A 22,809-nucleotide genomic window follows, 5' to 3' on the forward strand; every position below is an offset into this window, starting at 1 on the left:
AGGGTCGAGCGATCATCGGTCAGGCGTCAGGGTTGTCGTAGACCTTGTGCCCACCTTTCCAGGTTTCGCAGACGACGATTTTGCGGATGTCGCTGGCCGGGTATTGTTCGTCGAGGGGGTTATTTTTGAGAATCACAAAATCGGCGAAATGCCCATCCTGCAACGAACCGGTAAAGGCATCCGCATGGCACTGCCACGCAGCGTCATAGGTGATGGCTTTCAGCGCTTGCTGACGGGTCAGGCACTGGCTTTCGTTGAGTACCGGTTGTCGGGCTGCCTCTTTGACAAACGTACCGTCCTGGTTGCGTATGCCTTCCATCTTGCGGGTCACGGCCTGTTCCATTGAGCGCAACGGCCCCAGCGGGGTGACGGTGCAATCGCTGTGCAACGAGATGCGCAGGCCTCTGTCCAGGGCGTCCTGGCACAAGTCGAGCATCTTGCTGGCCTTTTTCTCGAAGATCGCCTGTTCGAACGCATACCCCCAATAGCCGACGTGACCGATCAGGAAGCTGGGAGAGATGCCCAGATCCTTCATTTGGTCGAGAGTGTCACTGGTCAGCATTGAGCAGTGTTCGATGCGATGGCGTTTTTCCAGGCCGCTCTGGCCGTTCAACGCATTTTTGTAGGCCTGCAAGGTGAATTCGATGGCGCGGTCACCGTTTGCGTGAATCATCAATGGCCAGCCAGTGCCAATGGCATTGTTCAGGGTGGTCTGATAAGCCGACGGGAGCGTTGTCGGGTCCTGGGGGGCCGGGCTTGGGTCACAGAAGTTGAAGTTGCCTTTCGGTGATGTGGCCTCGCAGCAGTAATCGTCGATCTGATAACCCGTCAGCCCCTGGTTCGAGCCATCGGATATCAGTTTTACCGAGCCTTGATAAAACAGCCGGGCCGCTTCCTTGGTCACCGGTTTGTAGGGTTCGATTTTGCTGAAGTCCACACCATTGCAGGCCGCCGCATAACCGACGCGAACATTGCGCGGATGGGTCAGGCCGTAGGCTTCCAGAATCACCTTGGATACCGGGTCGACCATGGCGTCATACAACAAGGTGATGCCTCGTTTGGAGGCGGTCTCGAAGTAGTCTTTCATGTACTTGAAGATGTTCACCACGTCCAGCGCCTGAGCCAGCGGTATCGAGAGCAGGGCTGGTGTGATGCCGGCCTCTTCCTGCAGGTTGCCCTGGGTCTCCTCAAGGAACGTGTCGAAACTCTTGTATTTGTCTCGCAGCTTCTGGCTGGCCGCGTTGTTGTGGAAGTACACGGCTTTGCACGCAGGTGTGTTCAGGTAAACGGTGTGCATCGAGGCGCTGATCATCAGCAACGGGGTTTCTTTGAGAATGCTGTCGAGGTTGCCAGTGTTGTCGGCCTGCGGATCGAAGTCACTTTTGCAATAGAAACGGGTGAGCTGGTTCTTGCCGTCAGGCACTACTTTGAACGGCATGAGCGCCGGATCGACCATCCGTCCCAAGAGCCAGCTCGTATTGTCCTTCGGCAGATTTTCGTAGATTTTTTCTTTCAGCGTGTCCCAGTCATAACGCTTGTTCAGCTGCTGAGTATCTTCGTCGATCGGCCCCAGATTCACCCATCCATCCATGACGCAGGACTGCACGATGTGCATGTGTGGTTCGATCAGACCCGGCAGCAGCGTTTTATCGCCCAGCGAACGCGTTGTGTATTTGATGCCCTTGGCCTTCATGCGCTCCTGCACATGGGCGAGGGTGCCCGAGGCAACCACATCGCCGCCATGGATGCCCAGCGCTTCGACCTGCTCATCCATGTTGCCGTTTTTCAGGGGGTAGATGGTGCCGCCGGTGAAGATCAACGATTCGCTGCCGGGTTCCGGTAGCAGGCCGGCGACCTTGCCTGCGAAGGCTTTAAGGTCGACGGTGTGTCTGAGCGTATTCCATACCGGGTTTTCGCAGCCGCAATGGGTGCAGCCTTGACCCTGTCCATGTGATCCCATGATTCCATTCCTCAGGTTTTCGGTGGTTTGAGGCGTGACGCACGGAGTGTGCGAACAGCAAGCGTAGCAGGCACTTTGATATCGGACGGTCAGTCGTCGGCCGCCCGGCTTTGGGCGCTGCAACTGTGCTTGTCTCAGACTGCAACAGCTGTCGCGAAATTGGACGCCGGGAGGCCACGCAAAGATTGGCGCGACACCTTGATGAACGCGTAACTGCTTGATTGAACAGCTTATCGGCAAGCTGGCACGCTCCGTGTATTGCTCACGGCAGACGTTTCGCTTGCCTCCGTTCGTGCATCGCCGCGAACGGCAGAAACCATAAAAACGATAAGCCACAACAATAAGAAAGCACCGTGCGAGGTTCGACGTTGATGAAGAGAAAACTCCGATCAGGCATGAGCGCCAGTCTGCTGGCCGTGGCCGCTTGCGTAGCCCTGCATTCGCCCCACAGCCTGGCAGCCCGCGATGCCCAGACCATCCTCAAGGAAACCTGCCAGGGCTGTCACACCCCTGAAGCCGGCGACCAGTTGAGCCGCATCAGCCACCAGCGCAAGACCCCGGAAGGCTGGCTGATGAGCATTGCCCGCATGCAGACCATGCACGGTTTGCAGATCAGCGATGAAGACCGTCGTACGCTGGTCAAATACCTGGCCGACACCCAGGGCCTGGCGCCGAGCGAAACCGATGGCGTGCGTTACGCGCTGGAACGACGGCTGAACACCGTCGAGCAGTTCGACGAGAAAACCGCGCAGATGTGTGGCCGTTGCCACTCCGGTGCGCGGATCGCCCTGCAACGGCGTCCGGCCCAGGAATGGGAACGCCTGGTGAATTTCCACCTCGGCCAGTGGCCGTCGCTGGAGTATCAGGCGCTGGCCCGCGATCGCGACTGGTTCGATATCGCCCGCAAGGAAATGGTCCCGCTGCTGGCCAAGCGTTATCCGCTGGACAACCCGGCGTGGCAGGCCTGGATCAAAACCAGACCGAAGGCCGAGGCACTGGTCGGCGACTGGAGCTTCAGCGGCCACTTGCCGGGCAAGGGTGAACTGGCCGGCATCATGAGCGTTACGGCCGATGGCAGCGACACCTTCAAGGTTGCCGTCAAAGGTCAGTACGCCGATGGCAGCCCGTTCAACGGTGACGGCAACGCGATCCTCTACAGCGGCTACGAATGGCGCGGCAACGTGACCGTCGATGGCGTGACCATGCGTCAGGTGTTCGCCGCACAGGGCAACGCCATGCAAGGCCGGATGTTCGAGGCCGAGCACGATGAGCGCGGCCTCGACTTCGTTGCCGCCAAACAGGGTTCCCAGCGCTTGCTGGCGGTGCAGCCGGGTTATGTGAAGGCCGGCAGCGAAACCGAAGTGACGCTGGTCGGTAGCGGTCTGAGCGGCAAACCGGACTTCGGCAAAGGCGTGGAAGTGATTGAAGTGGTCGAGCAGAACGCCGACCGGATCAAAGTCAAAGTCAAAGCCGCAGCCAATGCCCAGCCGGGCCTGCGCGCGGTCAGCGTCGGCAACCTGAAAGGCCCGAGCCTGTCGGTGTACAGCACGATTGCCTCGGTCAAAGTGGTGCCGGAATTCTCGGTGGCACGGATCGGCGAGGGCGGCGGTTCGACGCCGAAAGTCCAGGGTCGCTTCGATGCCGAGGCCTGGGGCAAGGGCGCCGACGGCAAGCCGTATCGCATCGGCGTGTTCCCGGCGCAATGGAAAGTCGAAGCCCTCGACGAGCGCGCCAAAGAGGATGAAGACGTCAAGTTCGCCGGCACCATGCAGGCCGACGCGGGCGTGTTCACCCCGGGCGATGCCGGGCCGAATCCGGCACGCAAGATGTCCACCAACAATGCCGGCAACCTCAAGGTGATCGCCGCCGTCGACGACGCAGGGAAATCCCTGACCGGCGAAGGCCATCTGATCGTCACCGTGCAACGCTGGAACAATCCACCCATTCCTTGAGTTGAACTGATCGCAGCGATTCAGACACTTTTCGGAATGACCGCAAGTCCCCCAAGCGGGGCTTGCACAGGAGGTTTGCAATGGGCGCTATCTTGAATCTGGTCGAACGTAATCTGCACGAAGTGCACGTCGACGCCGACCGCATGCTATTCCACATCCCCAGCAGTTCGCTGTTCGCCAGCGATGAACTGACGGGCACCATCATCGATGCGTTGCGCGGGCCCGGCTGTTCCTCGGAAGACTTGATCCAGCGCCTCGGCGCGCGGTTCAACGGCGAGGAAATCAACGAGACCCTGCGCGAGCTGATCTCTCTGGAACTGGTCAGCGACGGCTCGCCGCTGACCCCGGACATCGCGGTCAAACGCGTCGAGCGCACCGCGATCAACACGGTGGTGCTCAACGTCAACACCGGCTGCAACCTGAGCTGCACCTACTGCTACAAGGAAGACCTCGACAAGCCGTCCGCCGGCAAGAAAATGGACGTCGAAACCGCCATCGCGTCAGTGGAAATGCTACTGCGTGAATCCCCCGACGAAGAACGCTTCACCGTGGTGTTTTTCGGCGGCGAGCCGCTGAGCAATCGCAAGCTGATCGAGTACATGGTCGATTACTGCGAGAAGCGGTTTGCCGAGGCCGGCAAGTTCGTCGAATTCGTGATGACCACCAACGCCACGCTGCTCACCGAAGAAACCGTGGACTACCTGAATGCTCACCGCTTCGGGCTGTCAGTGAGCATCGACGGACCGAAAACCGTGCACGACCGCAATCGCATCACGGTGGGCGGGCAGGGCACTTATGACGTGGTGCGGCGCAAGGCCGAGATGCTGCTGTCGCGCTACAACAGTCGCCCGGTCGGTGCGCGGGTGACCCTGACCACTGGCGTCACGGACGTCGAAACCATCTGGGATCACCTGTTCAACGAGCTGGGGTTTGCCGAAGTCGGGTTTGCCCCGGTGACGTCCGGCGATATCAGCAGCTTCAACCTGACCAATGCCGAATTGATCGAAGTCTTCGCCAGCATGAAACGCCTGGGTCGGCGTTATCTGGAAGCGGCGCTGGAGCACCGCAACATCGGGTTCTCCAACCTGCATCAACTGATCACCGACATCCACGAGGGCCACAAAAAGGCCCTGCCGTGCGGTGCCGGGTTGAAGATGCTGGCGGTCGATCACAAGGGTGAGTTGAACCTGTGCCATCGCTTCACCGGTTCATCGCTGCCGACCTTCGGCAATGTCCACAGCGGTGTGAAACAGGTCGAGTTGAACGACTTCCTGTCCCAACGTCTGGACCGCACCAACACCGGTTGCCACGACTGCCAGATCCGCAACCTGTGCTCCGGCGGCTGCTACCACGAAAGCTACGCCCGCTACGGCGACCCGGCCCACCCGACTTATCACTACTGCGAACTGATGCGTGACTGGGTCGACTTCGGCATCGAGGTCTATACCCGGATCATGGCCAACAACCCTGCGTTCATCAGCAGCTACATCACTCCGCGCAAGGCTCACTGATATGAAACATCTCAAGGCAATCAATAACAAAGCGTTGAAGCTGGATCAGGCCGCGGATGAAAACCGCATCGAAGAAGTGGTGGCGATGAGCTCCGTCGCCGGCTGTGCCTCGACCACCGACCCGGGTTGGGAAATCGATGCGTTCGGCGGGGTGTCGTCGCTGTGCCAGCCGATGGAAGCCGACCTGTATGGCTGCTCCGACCCATGCTGGTGGCCGGCCCAAGTGCCGGACATGATGAGCACCTACCCGGACTGGAACAAGGATGCCCAGGCGTCCAACGACAACTGGCGCAACCTCGGCACTGTCTTCCCGAAAGACAAGTGATCCCTAAGAAGAAGGATTCCAGCATGCCTAGCCTCAACAAAGCCTGCGGCCTTGCCGCACTCGCGGTCCTGAGCGCCTGTTCGCTCCCGGTTCTGGCCGATGAAAACACCGCGCTGCAGGACGGTCACGAGTACATGTTGACCACCAATTACCCGAACAACCTGCATGTCATCGACCTGGCGACCGACACCTTGTACAAGACCTGCAAGATGCCCGACGCCTTTGGCCCCGGGACCGTGCAGCTGTCGCCGGATCGCAAGACCGCGTATGTGCTGAACAACCATTACGCCGATGTTTACGGTGTCGAACTGGACAGCTGCAAGCAGGTGTTCCACGCCAGCATCACCCAGCAGCCGGGGGAGAAAGCGCGGTCGATGTTCGCCTTCACCGTCAGCCATGACGGCAAGGAGCTGTACACCATCGCCAACCCGACGTTGATGCTCAACGACCACTACGAGGTCAAGCAGCCGCGTCTGGACGTTTACGCCACCGATGCCGGAATGAACGCCAAACCGGTGCGCAGCTTCCCGGCGCCACGGCAGTTGACGATCATGCAGAGCGGCGATGACGGCACGTTGTATGTAGCTGGCGCTGATGTGTACAAGGTCGATGTGAAGAGCGGAAAGTTCGACGTGCTGATCCCCAGCCGCCACTGGAAACGCCCGAATTACAGCGCGCCGGACGTGCTCTACGTGTGGAATCAGCAGACTTACCGCCACGATTTCTCGCTGCTGTACACCGCCGCCAAATTCAAGGACAAGAAGCAGGATCCGGCCACTGCCGAGTATCTGTACGGACTGTTCAGCATCGACCTGAAGACCGGCAAGACCGAAACCACCGACTTCGGCCCGCTGACCGAAATCTACTTCAGCGGCATGCGCTCACCGAAGGATCCGAACCTGATGTTCGGCGTGCTCAATCGTCTGGCGAAGTACGACATCAAGCAGAAGAAGCTGATTCAGGCGGCCACGCTGGACCATTCCTACTACTGCATTTCGTTCAACAAGGACGGCAGCAAGATCTATCTCGCCGGGACGTTCAACGACGTGGCGATCTTTGATGCCGAGACCATGAAACAGACCGGCAGCATCAAATTACCGGGTGGGGATATGGCGATTACCACGGCGCAGATTTTTGTTCGGTAATCAGTATTGCCTGAGCTGCCGCAGCTGCGAGCAGCTCAGGTTCTGAATATCAGGCCCCTGGCACCGGGCAGCCCACATCCCCTTCCTCACACTTCAAATACTGCTTGAGAGCCTCGGTTCGACCCTTGGTCACACGCGTGATGCATACGCTGTAGATCATCGGGTACATACTTCCGCCCTTTACGCCTGACGCCGAAAATTCGCATTCGGCATCGCGAAACCCAATCCACGCCCGCTGAGCACTGACCAGCAGTTTCTTGCTGGCAGGTTCTTCTTTCAGCCGTGCGGTGATCTGCTGATACACCGTGTTCAACTCTTTATCCGCCGCTTTGCTCTCTTGCCCGGCGCACTGATTCATCGTCGCCTGATCGCTGGCATTGGCGCAGTCCACGGCCGCGTGGGCGACGGAAGTGAAAAGAAAGGGTGTCAGGGCCAGAAGCAGGCGTGGGGACATGGGGTTTCTCGCTGTTTGCGGTGAAGAAATGTGCAGTGTAGACAGGCGAAGGATGATTTTGATCAGTCGTTTGATACAACTTCGCATTGGACATGTGGTCATACAAGCCTACTGTTCAAAACAGGAGGTGACGTATGAAACCAGTACCCAACAGCTTTGAACGTAAAATCATGCTCAGGTCGCCACGCTCCCATGTCTGGCGTGCGCTGGTCGATGCCGAGGCGTTTGGCCAGTGGTTTGGCGTGGCTCTGGAAGGGCGGCGGTTTATCGCGGGCGAGTGGACGCAGGGGCAGGTCACGTACCCCGGTTATGAACATGTGCTCTGGAACGTGCTGGTGGAGCGGGTCGAGCCCCAGCAGTTGTTTTCCTTCCGTTGGCATCCGTACGCGGTGAACCCGAAAATCGATTACTCCCAGGAACCCACCACACTGGTCAAATTCGAGCTGCAGGACTACGAGAACGGCACGCTGCTGAAGGTCTCCGAGTCAGGTTTTGCGCATATTCCCGACGTCCGCCAAAAAGAGGCGTACTACATGGACAGCCGTGGCTGGGAAGAGCAATTGAGCCGACTCGAACACTTTCTGGCCGAGACCGACAGGGCACGCGAGCGTGAAGGTGGCTGACAGCGAGTGGTTTGATCCGTGGTTGAAGCGTTGGGCACTGGTGCCCGACGGTGTTCCGATCATCACGCCGGGCAGCAAGCTGTTGCCGGTGCGTCAGGGCGACGTACCGGCGATGCTGAAAGTCGCGGTGGACGATGAGGAAAAGTACGGCAACCTGCTGATGACCTGGTGGGACGGCGACGGCGCCGCTCGGGTGCTCGCTCATCATGAGGAAGGACTGCTTCTGGAGCGGGCCACGGGCCAACGTTCGTTGATGAATATGGCGCTCAATGGCGAAGATGACGAGGCCACCCGGATCATGTGTCGGGCCTTGGCGCGGTTGCATGCGCCGCGATCCTCGGAGCCGCCTGCGTTAGTAGAGCTGGCACCGTGGTTTGCCTCGCTGCGAGTGGCCGCCACCCGATACGGCGGCCAATATTCTGTTTGCCTGCAAATGGCTGAAACCTTGCTCGCCGAACCCCGGGACATTGTTGTGCTGCACGGTGACATGCACCACGACAACGTCCTCGATTTTGGCTCGCGCGGCTGGCTCGCCATCGATCCGAAACGGGTGCGGGGCGAGCGTGGCTACGACTACGCCAACCTGATCTGCAACCCGGAATTGCCGACGGCCGCTGATCCTGAACGCTTTCAACGGCAAGTCGATGTGATCTGCGAAACGGCAGGGCTGGACCGCCGGCGTCTCTTGCAATGGGTGCTGGCGTTTGCCGGACTGTCTGCCGCGTGGTTCATGGAGGATGACGAACAAAACGCCGCCGCCGGACAGCTGGAAGTCGCGTATCTGGCGGCTTGCGCGCTCGATGCCTGACACGTCTAAGGGTTTTCGGAAGGGGTGCTATGGCGAATGTCTTACACGCGGTGGTAGCTTTGTCGACTATTGCCGATTGGATCCAGAGCGTAATCTAGCCTCATCAACTGAAGCACAGGGAGTGTTTCAGGATCACGGATGATCGACCATTAGCAAGGATCGCTGCCGACAGGGAGTCGATAATGGTCTTGGGAAAAACCCGCTTCGGCGGGTTTTTTTTCGCCTATGGAAAAGTACCGTGCCCAAACAGAAACACCGCCGATTGGCGGTGTTTCTGCATCTGCAGGTTTTACGAGGCGATCAACTGCCGCAACACGTAATGCAGGATCCCGCCGGACTTGAAGTACTCCACCTCGTTAAGGGTGTCGATGCGGCACAGCACTTCGATTTTCTCCTGACGCCCGTCTTCTCGGGTGATCACCAGGGTCAGGTTCATCCTTGGCGTCAGCTCGACTCCGGTCAGACCCTGAATCTCCAGGGTTTCCTTGCCGGTGAGGTTCAGGCTCTTGCGGTTCTGATCCAGCTTGAACTGCAACGGCAGCACGCCCATACCCACCAGGTTGGAACGGTGGATTCGCTCGAAGCTTTCGGCGATCACCGCTTTAACTCCCAGCAGGTTGGTGCCCTTGGCGGCCCAGTCGCGGCTGGAGCCGGTGCCGTATTCTTGCCCGGCAATCACCACCAGCGGCGTGCCCGAGGCCTGATAACGCATGGCCGCGTCGTAGATCGCCAGTTTCTCGCCGGTCGGAATGTAGATCGTGTTGCCACCTTCTTCGCCGCCGAGCATTTCGTTGCGGATGCGGATGTTGGCGAAAGTGCCGCGCATCATCACTTCGTGGTTGCCCCGGCGCGATCCGTAGGAGTTGAAGTCCCGTGGTTCGACGCCTTGCTCGCGCAGGTAACGCCCGGCCGGGCTGTCCGCCTTGATGTTGCCGGCGGGAGAGATGTGGTCAGTGGTCACCGAATCGCCCAGCAACGCCAGCACTCGCGCGCCTTTCACATCGGCGATCACCGGCAATGGCCCGGCGATGTCATCGAAGAACGGCGGATGCTGGATGTAAGTCGAATCTGCCTGCCAGACGTAGGTCGCGGCTTGCGGCACTTCGATGGCTTGCCACTGTTCGTCGCCGGCAAACACCTCGGCGTACTCCTTGTGGAACATCGCCGTGTTGACCTGATTCACCGCGTCGGCGATTTCCTTGCTGCTCGGCCAGATGTCGCGCAGGTAAACCGGGTTTCCCTGCTGGTCATTGCCCAGCGGTTCGCTGCTGATGTCGGTGCGCACACTGCCGGCCAAGGCGTAGGCGACGACCAGCGGCGGTGAGGCCAACCAGTTGGTTTTCACCAGCGGATGCACCCGGCCTTCGAAGTTGCGGTTGCCGGACAGCACCGAAGCGACGGTCAGGTCGGCTTTCTGGATGGCTTTTTCGATCGGTTCCGGCAGCGGCCCGGAGTTGCCGATGCAGGTGGTGCAGCCATACCCAACCAGTGAAAACCCGAGCTGATCGAGGTACTGCGTCAGCCCGGCGGCTTTGTAGTAATCGGTGACCACCTTGGAGCCCGGTGCCAGTGAGCTTTTCACCCAAGGCTTGCGGGTCAGGCCTTTCTCCACGGCTTTTTTCGCCAGCAGGCCGGCGGCCATCATCACGCTGGGGTTGGAGGTGTTGGTGCAGGACGTGATCGCGGCAATCACTACGGCACCGTTTTTCAGGCGGTAGGTGTGGCCGTCGTACTCGTAATCCGTTTCACCGACCAGATCGGCATTGCCCACCGCGACACCGCCGCCGCCCTCGCTTTCCAGACGTCCTTCTTCCTTGCTGGTGGGTTTGAATTGCAGGTCGAGGAAGTCACTGAAGGCCTGGCCGACATTCGGCAGAGAAACCCGGTCCTGTGGGCGTTTCGGCCCGGCGAGGCTGGCTTCGACGCTGCCCATGTCCAGCGCCAGGCTGTCGGTGAACACCGGTTCCTGACCGGGCAGACGCCACAGGCCCTGAGCCTTGGTGTAGGCCTCGACCAGTTTCACCACTTCAGTCGGGCGGCCGGAGAGGCGCAGGTATTCGAGGGTTACGTCATCGACCGGGAAGAAACCGCAGGTCGCGCCATATTCCGGGGCCATGTTGGCGATGGTCGCGCGGTCGGCCAGCGGCAAGTCGGCGAGGCCGTCGCCATAGAACTCGACGAATTTGCCGACCACGCCTTTCTTGCGCAACATCTGGGTCACGGTCAGCACCAGGTCAGTGGCGGTGATGCCTTCCTTGAGCTTGCCGGTGAGTTTGAAGCCGATCACTTCCGGAATCAGCATCGACACCGGTTGCCCGAGCATCGCGGCTTCCGCCTCGATTCCGCCGACGCCCCAGCCGAGTACGCCGAGACCGTTGATCATGGTGGTGTGGGAGTCGGTGCCGACCAATGTGTCGGGGAAGGCATAGGTGCGGCCGTCTTCGTCCTTGGTCCACACCGTGCGTCCGAGGTATTCGAGGTTGACCTGGTGGCAGATCCCGGTGCCCGGCGGCACCACGCTGAAGTTGTCGAAGGCGCTCTGGCCCCAGCGCAGGAAGGCGTAGCGTTCGCCGTTGCGCTGCATTTCGATGTCGACGTTCTGTTCGAAAGCGCTGGCGCTGCCGAATTTATCGACCATCACCGAGTGGTCGATCACCAGATCCACCGGCGACAGCGGATTGATCCGCTGCGGATCGCCGCCGGCCTTGGCCATGGCGGCGCGCATCGCGGCCAGATCGACCACGGCCGGTACGCCGGTGAAGTCCTGCATCAGCACCCGGGCAGGGCGGTACTGGATTTCCCGGTCGGAGCGGCGCTCCTTGAGCCACGCGGCAATCGCCTTGAGGTCGGCGCCGGTGACGGTTTTTTCATCTTCCCAGCGCAGCAGGTTTTCCAGCAGCACCTTCAGCGACATGGGCAGCTTGTCGATATTGCCCAGGCTTTTGGCAGCATCCGGCAGGCTGAAGTAGTGGTAAGTCTTGTCATCGACTTTCAAGGTTTTAAGGGTGTTCAGGCTATCAAGGGACGGCATTACGATCACTCCTTTCAGGCTGTTTGAAAACTACTGCGCTCGGCAATCCTGCGTTAAAAACAGGCTCGGAATGCTCATTTACAACTCGTAGACTCCGCTTCCAAGCCTGTTTTTGCCTTGTCTTGCCTTCGCTCGCTACGTTTTCAAACAGCCTGTTTGAGTCCGCACGGCTACGGACTGAGGGGACGGGCAGAGCTATCAACGTAGCCCTGTTTTCAGTAGCTGGCTAATAACTGGACTCTATGGGCAAGTCCAAGGTTCCGACATGGGCTATCATGCGCCGGTTTTCGTGACAGGCTTTGCTTCAACGCAGGTCTGGGCATCGCGCAGGGGATGAATGATCGCCCTCTGCCCAGGAGTAAGAATGAACACCCTATTCATGCATTGCCGGCCAGGCTTCGAAGGCGAAGTCTGCTCGGAGATTTCCGACCTCGCCGCCCAACTGAACGTGGCCGGCTACGCCAAGGCCAAACCGGCGACCGCTTGCGCCGAGTTCGTCTGCACCGAAGAAGACGGCGCCGAGCGCCTGATGCGTGGCCAGCGTTTCGCCGAGCTGATCTTCCCGCGCCAGTGGGCGCGTGGACTTTTCATCGATCTGCCGGAAACCGACCGCATCAGCGTGATCCTCGCGCACATGGCCGAATTCCCGGTGTGCGGCAGCTTGTGGCTGGAAGTCGTCGACACCAACGACGGCAAGGAACTGTCGAACTTCTGCAAGAAGTTCGAAGGCCCGCTGCGCAAGGCGCTGACCGGCGCCGGAAAACTGGTGGACGACGCCAGCAAGCCACGCCTGCTGCTGACCTTCAAGAGCGGTCGTGAGGTGTTTCTCGGTCTGGCGGATGCCGGTAACTCGGCGATGTGGCCGATGGGCATTCCGCGTCTGAAGTTTCCGCGCGAGGCGCCGAGCCGTTCGACCCTGAAGCTGGAAGAGGCCTGGCATCACTTCATTCCCCGCGATCAGTGGGAAGATCGCCTGCACAGCGACATGACCGGTGTCGACCTCGGCGCTGCGCCGGGCGGCTGGACTTGGCAACTGGTCAATCGCGGCATGCTGGTGACGGCCATCGACAACGGCCCGATGGCCGAAAGCCTGATGGACACCGGCCTGGTGCAGCACTTGATGGCCGACGGTTTCACCTTCAAACCCAAGCAACCGGTGGACTGGATGGTCTGCGACATCGTCGAGAAGCCGGCGCGCAACGCCGCGATGCTCGAAGAGTGGATCGGCGAGGGTCATTGCCGGGAAGCGGTGGTCAACCTCAAGTTGCCGATGAAGCAGCGTTACGCCGAAGTGAAGCGTCTGCTCGAACGCATCGCCGATGGTTTCAAGGCCCGCGGGATCAAGGTCGATATCGGCTGCAAGCAGCTGTACCACGACCGCGAGGAAGTGACCTGCCATTTGCGCCGCCATGACGTGAAGAAAGCCAAAGCCCGCTGAGCGCGCGACAGGTGACCGAACACCCGGCATTGGGCGACAATGCCGGCCAGTTTCAGGAGTGAATCATGAGTGAAATGATCAATACGCCGGTCGACGGCACCCTTGACGCCACCGGCCTCAACTGCCCGGAGCCGGTGATGATGCTGCACCAGCACATCCGTGACCTGGTGCCCGGCGGCCTGCTCAAGGTGATCGCCACCGACCCGTCGACCCGTCGCGACATCCCCAAGTTCTGCGTGTTTCTCGACCATGAACTGGTGGGCCAGCACGAAGAAGCCGGGACCTATCTGTACTGGATTCGCAAAAAGTCCGGTTGATCGGAAGGCAAAAAAAAGACCTGCATGTGCAGGTCTTTTTTTATCGCCGATCAGCCCATCGAGCGGCTGATGCGAATGCGTTTGCGTGCGCTGCGCGTCAGGCGGATCGACAGCATCAGCGCCGCACAGCTCAGGCCGACGATCAGGCCTTCCCACAAGCCGCTCGGGCCGCGAGGCTCGCCGAGCCAGTCGGTCAGGCCGAGGGCGTAACCCACCGGCAGGCCGATGCCCCAGTAGGCGAACAGGGTGAGGATCATCGTTACCCGCGTGTCCTGATAACCGCGCAGGGCGCCGGCGGCGGTGACCTGAATCGCGTCGGAGAACTGGAACAGCGCGGAGTACACGATCAGCATCGCGGCGATGTGAATTACCATCGGATCCGACGTGTAGATCGCCGCAATGTGTTCGCGCATCAGCAGCATCATGCTCGCCGACAGGCAGGCGTAGGCCAGGGCAGTGCCCATGCCGACACCCGCCGCGAAACGCGCTTCACGGGGTTCTTCACGGCCCAGGGCCTGGCCGACCCGCACGGTCACCGCCATGCCCAGCGAATACGGAATCATGAACACCAGCGAGCTGACGTTCAGCGCGATCTGGTGCCCGGCCACCACGGTGGCGCCGAGGCTGCCGATCAGCAGCGCGATCACCGCGAAGATGCTCGACTCGGCAAAAACCGCGACGCCGATCGGCAGACCGATGGCCAGCAAGCGCTTGATCACCGCCCATTGCGGCCAGTCGAAACGGCTGAACAGTTCGCTCGATTTGTAGGCCGGTGCCCAGCGCTCATAACCGGCCAGGCCCAGCGCCATCACCCACATCACGATCGCTGTGGCCCAGCCGCAACCGACGCCGCCCATGGCCGGAACGCCGAAGTGACCGTAAATGAACACGTAGTTCAACGGAATGTTCAGCGCCAGCCCACACAGGCCCAACACCATCGCCGGCCGCGTGCGGCCGAGGCCATCACTGGTGCAGCGCAGCACATGGTAGAAGGCAACGGCTGGCAGACCGCTGGCGATGCCGTGCAGGTACTGCATGCACGGGCCGATCAGCTCCGGATCGACTTTCATCAGGTGCAGGATCGGTTCGGCGCTGAACAGCATGCCGGTCGCCATCAGTCCGACCACCAGTGCCAGCCACAAGGCCTGACGCACGATCGGGCCGATCTCGCTGTGGGTGCCGGCGCCGAAGCGCTGGGCGACTTTCGGCGTGGTGGCCAGCAGGGTGCCGGTCATCAGCAGAAACACCGGCACCCAGATCGAGTTGCCCAGCGCCACGGCCGCCAGATCCTTTGGCCCGACGCGCCCGGCCATCACCGCATCGACGAAGCCCATGGCGGTGGTCGCCAGTTGCGCGATCATGATCGGCAGGGCCAGGCCGAGCAGATTCTTCAGCTCCAGGCGAACCCGGGCAGGGCGGTTGAGGGAAACGGCGTCAGGGCGTTCAGTTACGGAATTCACAGGCAAAGCGTCCACAGGGGTTGATGCGCAAGGCCGGGCATTCTACGCCGCTGACGTAATGGTCAGGAAAAATCCTCTGTTGCGGATTTGTAATCGTCCCGCCTTATCAAGAATCACAGCCTGCTGGCTCATCGCAGTGTCAGCGCCTACACTGCCGATCCGCCCAAGGAGCCCTGCCATGCTGATTGTTGCCGACGAAAATATCCCGCTGCTCGATGCTTTTTTTGCCGGTTTCGGCGAGATCCGCCGGGTGCCGGGCCGTTCCATTGACCGGGCCACGGTCGAACAGGCCGACGTGCTGCTGGTGCGCTCGGTAACTAACGTCAATCGTGCGTTGCTCGAAGGCAGCAAGGTGCGGTTTGTCGGCACCTGCACCATCGGCACCGATCATCTGGATCTCGAATACTTCAATGAGGCCGGCATCACCTGGTCCAGTGCGCCCGGCTGCAATGCCCGGGGCGTGGTGGATTACGTGCTCGGCAGCCTGATGACCCTGGCCGAAATCGAAGGCGTCGATTTGAGTGAGCGCACTTATGGCGTGATCGGCGCCGGTGAAGTGGGCGGTCGCTTGATCAAGGTGCTCAAAGGGCTGGGTTGGAACGTGAAAGTCTGCGATCCGCCGCGTCAGGCAGCCGAGGGCGGTGACTATGTCAGCCTGGAGCAGATCATCCAGCAGTGCGACGTAATCAGTCTGCACACGCCACTGACCCGCAACGGCGACGGCGCGACCTGGCACTTGTTCGACGAACAGCGTTTACAGCAACTCAAGCCCGGCGCCTGGCTGATCAACGCCGCCCGTGGCCCGGTGGTGGATAACGCCGCGTTGCGCGAAGTGCTGCTGGAACGTGAAGACCTGCAGGCGGTGCTTGACGTGTGGGAAGCCGAACCGCAAGTCGATGTGGCGTTGGCTGAACTCTGCGTACTGGCGACGCCGCATATCGCCGGTTACAGCCTCGATGGCAAGCAACGCGGCACGGCGCAGATCTATCAGGCTTACTGCGAATTCATCGGTCAGCCGGCCAGCATTCAGCTCAGCGATCTGTTGCCGGCACCGTGGTTGTCGGAAGTTTCCCTGCATGCCGACAGCGATCCGGCCTGGGCGCTGGCGATGTTGTGCCGTGGTGTGTACGACCCGCGCCGGGACGATGCGGATTTCCGCCGCACCCTGTTGGGTAGCGTCGGTGAGCAACGTGCCGCGTTTGATGTGTTGCGCAAACAGTATCCGGTGCGCCGCGAGATCGAAGGGCTGAAAGTGCGGATCGAAGGGCATTCCCCGGCGTTGCAGCAGATCGTGACGGCGCTGGGCGCTGTGGCCGTATAAAACGCAGGCAGAAAAAACCCGGCCTCCAGGGGCCGGGTCAGGAAGACGGTGGCGATATCACTTTTGTTCGGCAGGCTTGACCAATCGCTTCTCCAGTTCGCGGCAGGCGTTCTGGATCATGTCTTCAGTGATTGGCACTTCGCGCCCATCCTTATCGATAATCGAGCAACCCAGAGGTTGGCCGGGCTTGGTGCGGATCACTTGAATCTTGTCATCGCTGCTGTGTTGCAAGGACATGGCCTGTCTCCTCATCAGGTTGTGTATGCACAATAAAACCGTCAGGTGACCAGGCTGTGACAACTCCCTTCGATCTTTCCGGAACGGTATCTCCACTCAAGCAGAAATGACCGTTCGTCTCAACCCGGGCATTAGACCGATAGCATCTAGGGGGTAGTCTGGCCGGTCATAATTAACCTGACTCATTGTGATTTGCAGAGTTCCACCCCATTGAGTGTCCAGGCTGGCCCCATTAATCAGCACACGACGTGAACCTGAATGATCCCGATGCTTTCCTCGCGCCACCGCCGGGCCCTGCGCCTGACCAGTCATTTTCTTCAGCCTTATCGCTGGCAGGCCTTCGGCGCACTGCTCGCGCTGATCGTCACGGCCGGCATTACGTTGTCGATGGGGCAGGGCATCAAACTGCTGGTCGACCAAGGCTTCATGACTCAGTCGCCGCACCTGCTCAACCAGTCCATTGGTCTGTTCATGCTGTTGGTGTTGGGGCTCGCAGTCGGCACCTTTGCCCGGTTCTATCTGGTGTCATGGATCGGCGAGCGGGTGGTGGCTGACATTCGTCGGCAGGTGTTCAACCATCTGGTTTACCTGCAGCCCGGGTTTTACGAGGACAACCGCAGTTCGGAAATCCAGTCACGCCTGACCGCTGACACGACATTGCTGCAATCGGTGATCGGCTCGTCGCTGTCGCTGTTCCTGCGTAATTTGCTGATGGTCATTGGCGGTGTGGTACTGCTGTTCATCACCAATCCCAAACTCACCAGCATTGTGGTGATCGCGCTGCCATTGGTGATTGCGCCGATCCTGATTTTCGGGCGCCGCGTGCGTAACCTCTCTCGACTGAGTCAGGACCGGATCGCCGACATTGGCAGCTATGTCTCGGAAACCCTCGGCCAGATCAAAACGGTGCAGGCCTACAACCATCAGGTGCAGGACGAACAACGTTTCGCCAGCACCGTCGAGCAAGCGTTCGAAACGGCGCGCAAACGGATTTTCCAGCGGGCCTGGCTGATCACGCTGGTGATCGTGCTGGTGCTCGGTGCCGTCGCGGTGATGTTGTGGGTCGGCGGCATGGACGTGATTGCCGGGCGAATTTCAGCCGGTGAGCTGGCGGCGTTCGTGTTCTACAGCCTGATCGTCGGCAGTGCGTTTGGTACGTTGAGTGAAGTGATCGGTGAATTGCAGCGGGCAGCGGGCGCTGCCGAGCGCATCGCTGAATTGTTGCGTTCGGAGAACATTATCCAGCCGCCGAAAGCCGGACTGGTGACCTTGCCGGAGCGGATCAAAGGCGAGCTGGCGTTGCAGGACGTGCGCTTTTCCTACCCTTCGCGTCCCGAAAGCTTCGCCGTTGACGGCTTGAGTCTGACGGTCCACGCGGGCGAAACCCTCGCGCTGGTCGGGCCGTCCGGCGCGGGCAAGTCCACGGTGTATGACTTGCTGCTGCGCTTCTACGATCCGCGCGAAGGCCGGATTCTGATTGATGGCGTGCCACTGACGAGCCTTGATCCTTTGGATTTGCGCCGCTGTTTCGCACTGGTTTCGCAGACCCCGGCGCTGTTCTTCGGCAGCGTCGAAGAAAACATTCGCTACGGTTGCCCGACCGCCACCCTGGAACAAGTGCAGGAGGCGGCAAAAATCGCCCACGCCCACGATTTCATTGAACAAATGCCCGACGGCTACCAGACCCATCTGGGCGACGGTGGTCTCGGTCTGTCAGGCGGCCAACGCCAGCGCCTGGCCATCGCCCGGGCGCTGCTGGTCGACGCGCCGATCCTGCTGCTGGACGAAGCCACCAGCGCCCTCGATGCCCAGAGCGAACACCTGATCCAGCAAGCCCTGCCCAACCTGATGCAAAACCGCACCACCCTGGTGATCGCCCACCGCCTGGCCACAGTGAAAAACGCTGATCGGATTGCGGTGATGGACCAGGGCAAGCTGGTGGCGATTGGTACGCATCAGGAGCTGATCGCGAGCAATCCGCTGTATGCGCGGTTGGCGGCGTTGCAGTTCAGTGATGGGCATCAGGCTTCGACCGACCCAGTAACCGACTAAGTAGCCGACCATGTAGCCGACCCAGTCGAGCGCCATAAAAAATGCCCGCATCTCTCGATGCGGGCATTTTTGTTTACGTCGATCTTTGCACGATCACTGATCGTCAAAGTACCGCTCATGCCAGTCCACCAGCGGTTGCGGCGAGTTGAGTTTCTGGCCGTAGATCACCGAATAGGACAGCACGTTCTGCACGTACTGACGGGTTTCGTCGAACGGGATGCTTTCTACCCACACGTCGAAGCTCAGGTGATCGGCGCCACGCAGCCACTGGCGTACGCGGCCGGGGCCGGCGTTGTAGGCGGCGGAGGCGAGCACGCGGTTGCCGTTGAACTGGCTGTGCACCTGGCTCAGGTAGGCGGCGCCGAGCTGGATGTTCTTGTCCGGATCGAGCACTTGCTGCGGCGAGGCCAGAGGGATACTGAACTTGCGCGCGGTTTCCTTGGCGGTGCCGGGCATCAGTTGCATCAGACCGCTGGCGCCGACGCCGGAGCGGGCGTCGTCCATGAAGGCGCTTTCCTGACGGGTGATGGCGAACACCCAGCTCGAATGCAGGCCGCGCACCTTGGCTTCACGCACCAAGGTGTCGCGGTGGGCCATCGGGAAGCGGATGTCCAGGTCGTCCCAGTATTGCGCCTGGCTGATGGTACGGATGGCCGGGAAGTACCACTTCAGGTCGTAAGCCAGTTTGGCCTGGGCGACCATTTCATCGCGGTTGAAGTGACGGCTGACGTGGTACCACTCGCGACGCCCGTCGACGATCTGCCCGCGGGCATGAAACTCCAGGGCGCGACGTACGCCGGGCGTGTTGCGCACCTTGTTGATGGTGGCCTGGCTGAGCACCAGCGGTTTGTTGACCAGCGAATAAGGCAGCTGCGAGCGATCGGCGGCAAGGAAACCGTAGAAGTCCCGTTCCCGTGCGAGGCTCTTGTACAGCGTCTGCGCTTCCGGGTTCTGCGGTTGCGCCAGTTCCAGGCTGCGGGCCTGCCAGTAACGCCAGCGGTTGGTGGTGGCCAGATCCTGCGGCAGGCGGCGGGTCAACTGATAGGCGTCGTCCCAGCGCGCCAGGCGCAGCAACAGGCGCAGGCGCCATTCGGATACCGTGTTGTCGCGCAGTTCCGGGTCATATTTGGTCATCACGTCCAGCGCACGGCTGTCGAAACGACGGGCGAGGGTCAGGCCGATTTCCCGGGCGATCGCGACTTTTTCATCGCGGGAGAAATGCATGCTGCTGGCGTAGCCGTCGAGCAGGTCCATGGCCTTGTCCGGATCCTGACGCGCCAGGCGGCGCAGGCCGAGGCTGACGATGTCCGACATCGGCTCGTCGGCCGGCGTGAAGCGCGACGGCTGGTTGAGCAGTTCCGGTTTCTGCGCGACATCCACCAGTAGACGCCCGCGTGGGGCAAGGGTGGTCAGGCCGTTAACCAGAGTGTTGGCCAGCGGATAGTTGCGTGTCTGAGCGGCGAGCTTGGTGCGTTCCCAGCGTTTTTGCTCGGTCAACTGGCCGTCGGCAGCCCAGATCCCGAACAGCGCATCACACGCCGCCGGTTGGGATTTGCCGGTCAGCCAAAGCTTGTCGGCGTTGGCATAACCCTCGGCCTTGCGGCCGCTGCTGATCTGATACTGCGCATTCAGGCAGTCCAGTTCGGTGAAGTTGAGTTTCGGGTCGTAATACTTGACGAAGGTCGCCCATTCGCCACGGTCGGCCAGCCAGCGCAACCAGCGCAGCTTCATCCAGTTGGCCTGGGGCAGGTCACCGTGTTCGGCGAGGAATTTTTCGATTTCCGCATTGCTGGCGGTCTTCAGCCGGGCGGTCAGCTCGTCGTAGGCCAGGTATGGCTCCAGCGGATAATCGGCGAGGGCCTGGCTGTAGCGAAAATACGGGCCGGTGTCGCCCTTGGCCAAGGCGCGTTTGGCCTCATCGTAATACTGGCGCTGGGTGGACAGGTCCACCGCCTGAGCGGATTGGGCAGCAGCGGCGGTGAGTAGCAAACAGGACAAAACACTGAAAAGGCGACTGCGCATGAGACATCCGGGCAGAGAAATCATGACAAGTGCCGACAGTGGCGGCACTGAATTGTCTGTAGCTTAGCCTTTTGCCAGCAGCCGGCGAAAGCTTTGCGGGCCTTGCGGCACAAGTTCGCAACAATTGTTGTGCAGAGTGCGTCAGCGGCGAAATTGCCGGCCTGCTCGGGTCCCGATTCAGGTAGAATGCGCGCCCGGTTTTTGGAGAAGCTCATGACCCTGCTCAAATTCAGCGATGTGTCCCTTGCATTCGGCGCGATGCCGTTGTTGGACAAGGTGTCCTGGCAGATCGCCCGTGGTGAGCGGGTGTGCATCATCGGCCGCAACGGCACTGGCAAGTCCAGCATGATGAAACTGGTCAAGGGCGACCAGAAGCCTGATGACGGCTCGGTGTGGCGTGCCCCCGGTCTGAAAATCGGTGAATTGCCGCAGGAATTGCCGGTGGCCGACGAGCGGACCGTGTTCGACGTGGTCGCCGAAGGCCTCGACGGCGTTGGCGCCTTGCTCGCCGAATACCATCACCTGAGCCAGAACATCGTCACCGACGCCGATCTGGACAAGCTGATGCACGTCCAGCACGACCTCGAAGCCCGCGATGGCTGGCGCTTGCAGACCCTGGTCGACAGCACCCTCAGCCGCCTGCAACTGCCAGCCGACAAGACCCTCGCCGAGTTGTCCGGCGGCTGGCGTCGTCGTGTGCTGCTGGCACAGGCGCTGGTGTCAGAGCCGGATCTGCTGCTGCTCGACGAACCGACCAACCACCTGGACATCGGTGCGATTGCCTGGCTTGAAGAAGCACTGAAGGATTTCCAGGGCGCCGTGCTGTTCATCACGCACGACCGTTCCTTCCTGCAAAACCTCGCTACCCGCATCCTCGAACTGGATCGCGGCGGCCTGATCGACTGGAACGGCGACTACGCCAGTTTCCTGGTTCACAAAGAAGCTGCGCTGGCTGCCGAAGAAACCGCCAACGCGCTGTTCGACAAGCGTCTGGCCCAGGAAGAAGTGTGGATTCGTCAGGGCATCAAGGCTCGTCGTACCCGTAACGAAGGCCGCGTACGTGCGCTGAAAGCCCTGCGCGTGGAGCGCAGTGAGCGTCGCGAGCGCACCGGCAAGGCCAACATCCAGTTGGATACCGCAGAGAAGTCCGGCAAGCAGGTGATGGTGCTGGATAACGTGAGCTTCGCGCATCCGGGCGGTCCGTTCCTGATTCGCGATTTCTCCATGGTGCTGCAGCGCGGCGACCGGATCGGTCTGCTCGGCGCCAACGGTACCGGCAAGACCACCCTGCTGAAACTGATGCTCAGCGGTCTGCAACCGACCAGCGGCAAGGTGGAAGAGGGCACCCGGATCGACGTGGCCTACTTCGACCAGTTGCGCCATCAGCTGGATCTGGAAAAGACCGTGATCGATAACGTCGCCGAAGGTCGCGACTTCATCGATATCGACGGCCAGAGCCGCCACGTGCTCAGCTACCTCGGCGACTTCCTGTTCAGCCCGCAGCGCGCCCGTACGCCGGTGAAGGCGTTGTCCGGTGGCGAGCGTGCGCGTCTGTTGCTGGCCAAACTGTTCAGCAAGCCAGCGAACCTGCTGGTACTCGACGAACCGACCAACGATCTGGACGTGGAAACCCTCGAACTGCTCGAAGAAGTGCTGTTGACCTTCAACGGCACTGTGCTGATGGTCAGTCACGACCGGGCATTCCTCGACAACGTGGTGACCAGCACCCTGGTCTTCGAAGGTGAAGGCAAGGTTCGCGAATACGTCGGTGGCTATCAGGACTGGATCCGTCAGGGCGGTTCGCCGCGTCTGTTGGGCGTGACCGAAAGCAAGTCCGGCAAGGCTGACCTGAATTCGGCGGTGGTCACTGCCGAGCCGGCTCCGGTCGTCGCGCCTGCTGCTGCGGCCCCGGCTGCGAAGAAGAAGCTGAGCTACAAGCTTCAGCGCGAGCTGGAAGCGTTGCCGGGCGACATCGACGCCAAGGAGCAGCAGATCGCTGCTGTTGAGGCTGAAATGGCTGAAGCCGGTTTCTACCAGCGTCCGCCGGCCGAAACGGCCAAAGTCATTGCTTCGCTGGAGCAGTTGCAGGCTGAGCTGGATGCGTTGGTGGAGCGTTGGGCCGAGCTGGACGCCTGATAGCTTCCGGTCATGAA

17 protein-coding genes are annotated in these 22,809 nt (G+C 60.7%); 11 read left to right on the top strand and 6 right to left on the bottom strand.

Translation table 11 applies throughout. From position 1 onward, the window contains the following. Positions 1 to 19: 19 nt before the first annotated feature. The gene (locus AC3WRD_RS25175) at positions 20 to 1,960 is read right to left on the bottom strand and encodes an amidohydrolase (protein WP_102621856.1); all 1,941 of its coding nucleotides are present in this window, start codon (positions 1,958 to 1,960) and stop codon (positions 20 to 22) included. A 371-nt stretch (positions 1,961 to 2,331) separates the two neighbouring features. On the opposite strand from AC3WRD_RS25175, the gene peaA reads away from it, so the two are divergent. The 4 genes from peaA to peaD all read left to right on the top strand — a co-directional run bounded on the left by peaA (position 2,332) and on the right by peaD (position 6,893). After that, the gene (gene peaA / locus AC3WRD_RS25180) at positions 2,332 to 3,912 is read left to right on the top strand and encodes a quinohemoprotein amine dehydrogenase subunit alpha (RefSeq protein WP_102621855.1); all 1,581 of its coding nucleotides are present in this window, start codon (positions 2,332 to 2,334) and stop codon (positions 3,910 to 3,912) included. An 80-nt stretch (positions 3,913 to 3,992) separates the two neighbouring features. Beyond that, a complete protein-coding gene (gene peaB, locus AC3WRD_RS25185) occupies positions 3,993 to 5,423 on the top strand; it encodes a quinohemoprotein amine dehydrogenase maturation protein (RefSeq protein ID WP_102621854.1) in 1,431 nt (476 codons plus the stop codon). 1 nt (position 5,424) lies between these two features. Next, a complete protein-coding gene (qhpC, locus tag AC3WRD_RS25190; protein ID WP_008016081.1) occupies positions 5,425 to 5,748 on the top strand; it encodes a quinohemoprotein amine dehydrogenase subunit gamma in 324 nt (107 codons plus the stop codon). 23 nt (positions 5,749 to 5,771) lie between these two features. After that, complete coding sequence (peaD, locus tag AC3WRD_RS25195; protein ID WP_102621853.1) at positions 5,772 to 6,893, top strand: quinohemoprotein amine dehydrogenase subunit beta; 1,122 nt, start codon at positions 5,772 to 5,774, stop codon at positions 6,891 to 6,893. Between the two features lie 49 nt (positions 6,894 to 6,942). On the opposite strand, the gene AC3WRD_RS25200 is transcribed toward peaD, so the two are convergent. Beyond that, positions 6,943 to 7,347 (bottom strand): lysozyme inhibitor LprI family protein, encoded by a 405-nt coding sequence (locus tag AC3WRD_RS25200; protein WP_096822101.1) that lies wholly within the window; start codon positions 7,345 to 7,347, stop codon positions 6,943 to 6,945. Positions 7,348 to 7,481: 134 nt separating this feature from the next. Here AC3WRD_RS25200 and AC3WRD_RS25205 point away from each other — a divergent pair, with 134 nt between their 5' ends. Together AC3WRD_RS25205 and AC3WRD_RS25210 are read left to right on the top strand one after the other, a co-directional pair. Beyond that, complete coding sequence (locus tag AC3WRD_RS25205) at positions 7,482 to 7,970, top strand: SRPBCC family protein (protein ID WP_085713126.1); 489 nt, start codon at positions 7,482 to 7,484, stop codon at positions 7,968 to 7,970. Continuing rightward, a complete protein-coding gene (locus tag AC3WRD_RS25210) occupies positions 7,963 to 8,778 on the top strand; it encodes an aminoglycoside phosphotransferase family protein (RefSeq protein ID WP_102621870.1) in 816 nt (271 codons plus the stop codon). The genes AC3WRD_RS25205 and AC3WRD_RS25210 overlap by 8 nt, the downstream gene beginning before the upstream one ends. Before the next feature lie 289 nt (positions 8,779 to 9,067). Here AC3WRD_RS25210 and acnA read toward each other — a convergent pair whose 3' ends face one another. After that, positions 9,068 to 11,809: an aconitate hydratase AcnA gene (gene acnA, locus AC3WRD_RS25215; RefSeq protein ID WP_102621852.1), complete on the bottom strand. Its 2,742-nt coding sequence runs from the start codon at positions 11,807 to 11,809 to the stop codon at positions 9,068 to 9,070. A 364-nt stretch (positions 11,810 to 12,173) separates the two neighbouring features. Between acnA and rlmM the strand changes: the two genes are divergently transcribed. Beyond that, positions 12,174 to 13,247, top strand: coding sequence for a 23S rRNA (cytidine(2498)-2'-O)-methyltransferase RlmM (rlmM, locus tag AC3WRD_RS25220; protein WP_096822098.1), 1,074 nt, complete (start codon positions 12,174 to 12,176; stop codon positions 13,245 to 13,247). Between the two features lie 65 nt (positions 13,248 to 13,312). After that, positions 13,313 to 13,564, top strand: a complete 252-nt coding sequence (tusA, locus tag AC3WRD_RS25225) for a sulfurtransferase TusA (RefSeq protein WP_011335204.1) — start codon at positions 13,313 to 13,315, stop codon at positions 13,562 to 13,564. A 50-nt stretch (positions 13,565 to 13,614) separates the two neighbouring features. Here the strand turns inward: tusA and AC3WRD_RS25230 are convergent, their stop codons facing one another. After that, a complete protein-coding gene (locus AC3WRD_RS25230; RefSeq protein WP_096822097.1) occupies positions 13,615 to 15,024 on the bottom strand; it encodes an MATE family efflux transporter in 1,410 nt (469 codons plus the stop codon). 178 nt (positions 15,025 to 15,202) lie between these two features. On the opposite strand from AC3WRD_RS25230, the gene pdxB reads away from it, so the two are divergent. Then, complete coding sequence (pdxB, locus tag AC3WRD_RS25235; RefSeq protein ID WP_102621850.1) at positions 15,203 to 16,345, top strand: 4-phosphoerythronate dehydrogenase PdxB; 1,143 nt, start codon at positions 15,203 to 15,205, stop codon at positions 16,343 to 16,345. 57 nt (positions 16,346 to 16,402) lie between these two features. Here pdxB and AC3WRD_RS25240 read toward each other — a convergent pair whose 3' ends face one another. Further along, positions 16,403 to 16,582 carry a PA1571 family protein gene (locus AC3WRD_RS25240; RefSeq protein WP_065260694.1) on the bottom strand — a complete coding sequence of 60 codons (180 nt, stop codon included), beginning with the start codon at positions 16,580 to 16,582 and terminating at the stop codon, positions 16,403 to 16,405. Positions 16,583 to 16,840: 258 nt separating this feature from the next. On the opposite strand from AC3WRD_RS25240, the gene AC3WRD_RS25245 reads away from it, so the two are divergent. Then, positions 16,841 to 18,634 carry an ABC transporter transmembrane domain-containing protein gene (locus AC3WRD_RS25245; RefSeq protein ID WP_173861384.1) on the top strand — a complete coding sequence of 598 codons (1,794 nt, stop codon included), beginning with the start codon at positions 16,841 to 16,843 and terminating at the stop codon, positions 18,632 to 18,634. Between the two features lie 93 nt (positions 18,635 to 18,727). Here the strand turns inward: AC3WRD_RS25245 and AC3WRD_RS25250 are convergent, their stop codons facing one another. Then, complete coding sequence (locus tag AC3WRD_RS25250) at positions 18,728 to 20,656, bottom strand: transglycosylase SLT domain-containing protein (RefSeq protein ID WP_102621849.1); 1,929 nt, start codon at positions 20,654 to 20,656, stop codon at positions 18,728 to 18,730. 213 nt (positions 20,657 to 20,869) lie between these two features. Here AC3WRD_RS25250 and AC3WRD_RS25255 point away from each other — a divergent pair, with 213 nt between their 5' ends. Then, entirely contained in the window at positions 20,870 to 22,792 is a 1,923-nt protein-coding gene (locus AC3WRD_RS25255) for an ATP-binding cassette domain-containing protein (protein WP_102621847.1), read from the top strand. The last annotated feature ends 17 nt before the right edge of the window (positions 22,793 to 22,809 follow it).

Source organism: Pseudomonas sp. FW215-R2 (assembly GCF_058789255.1).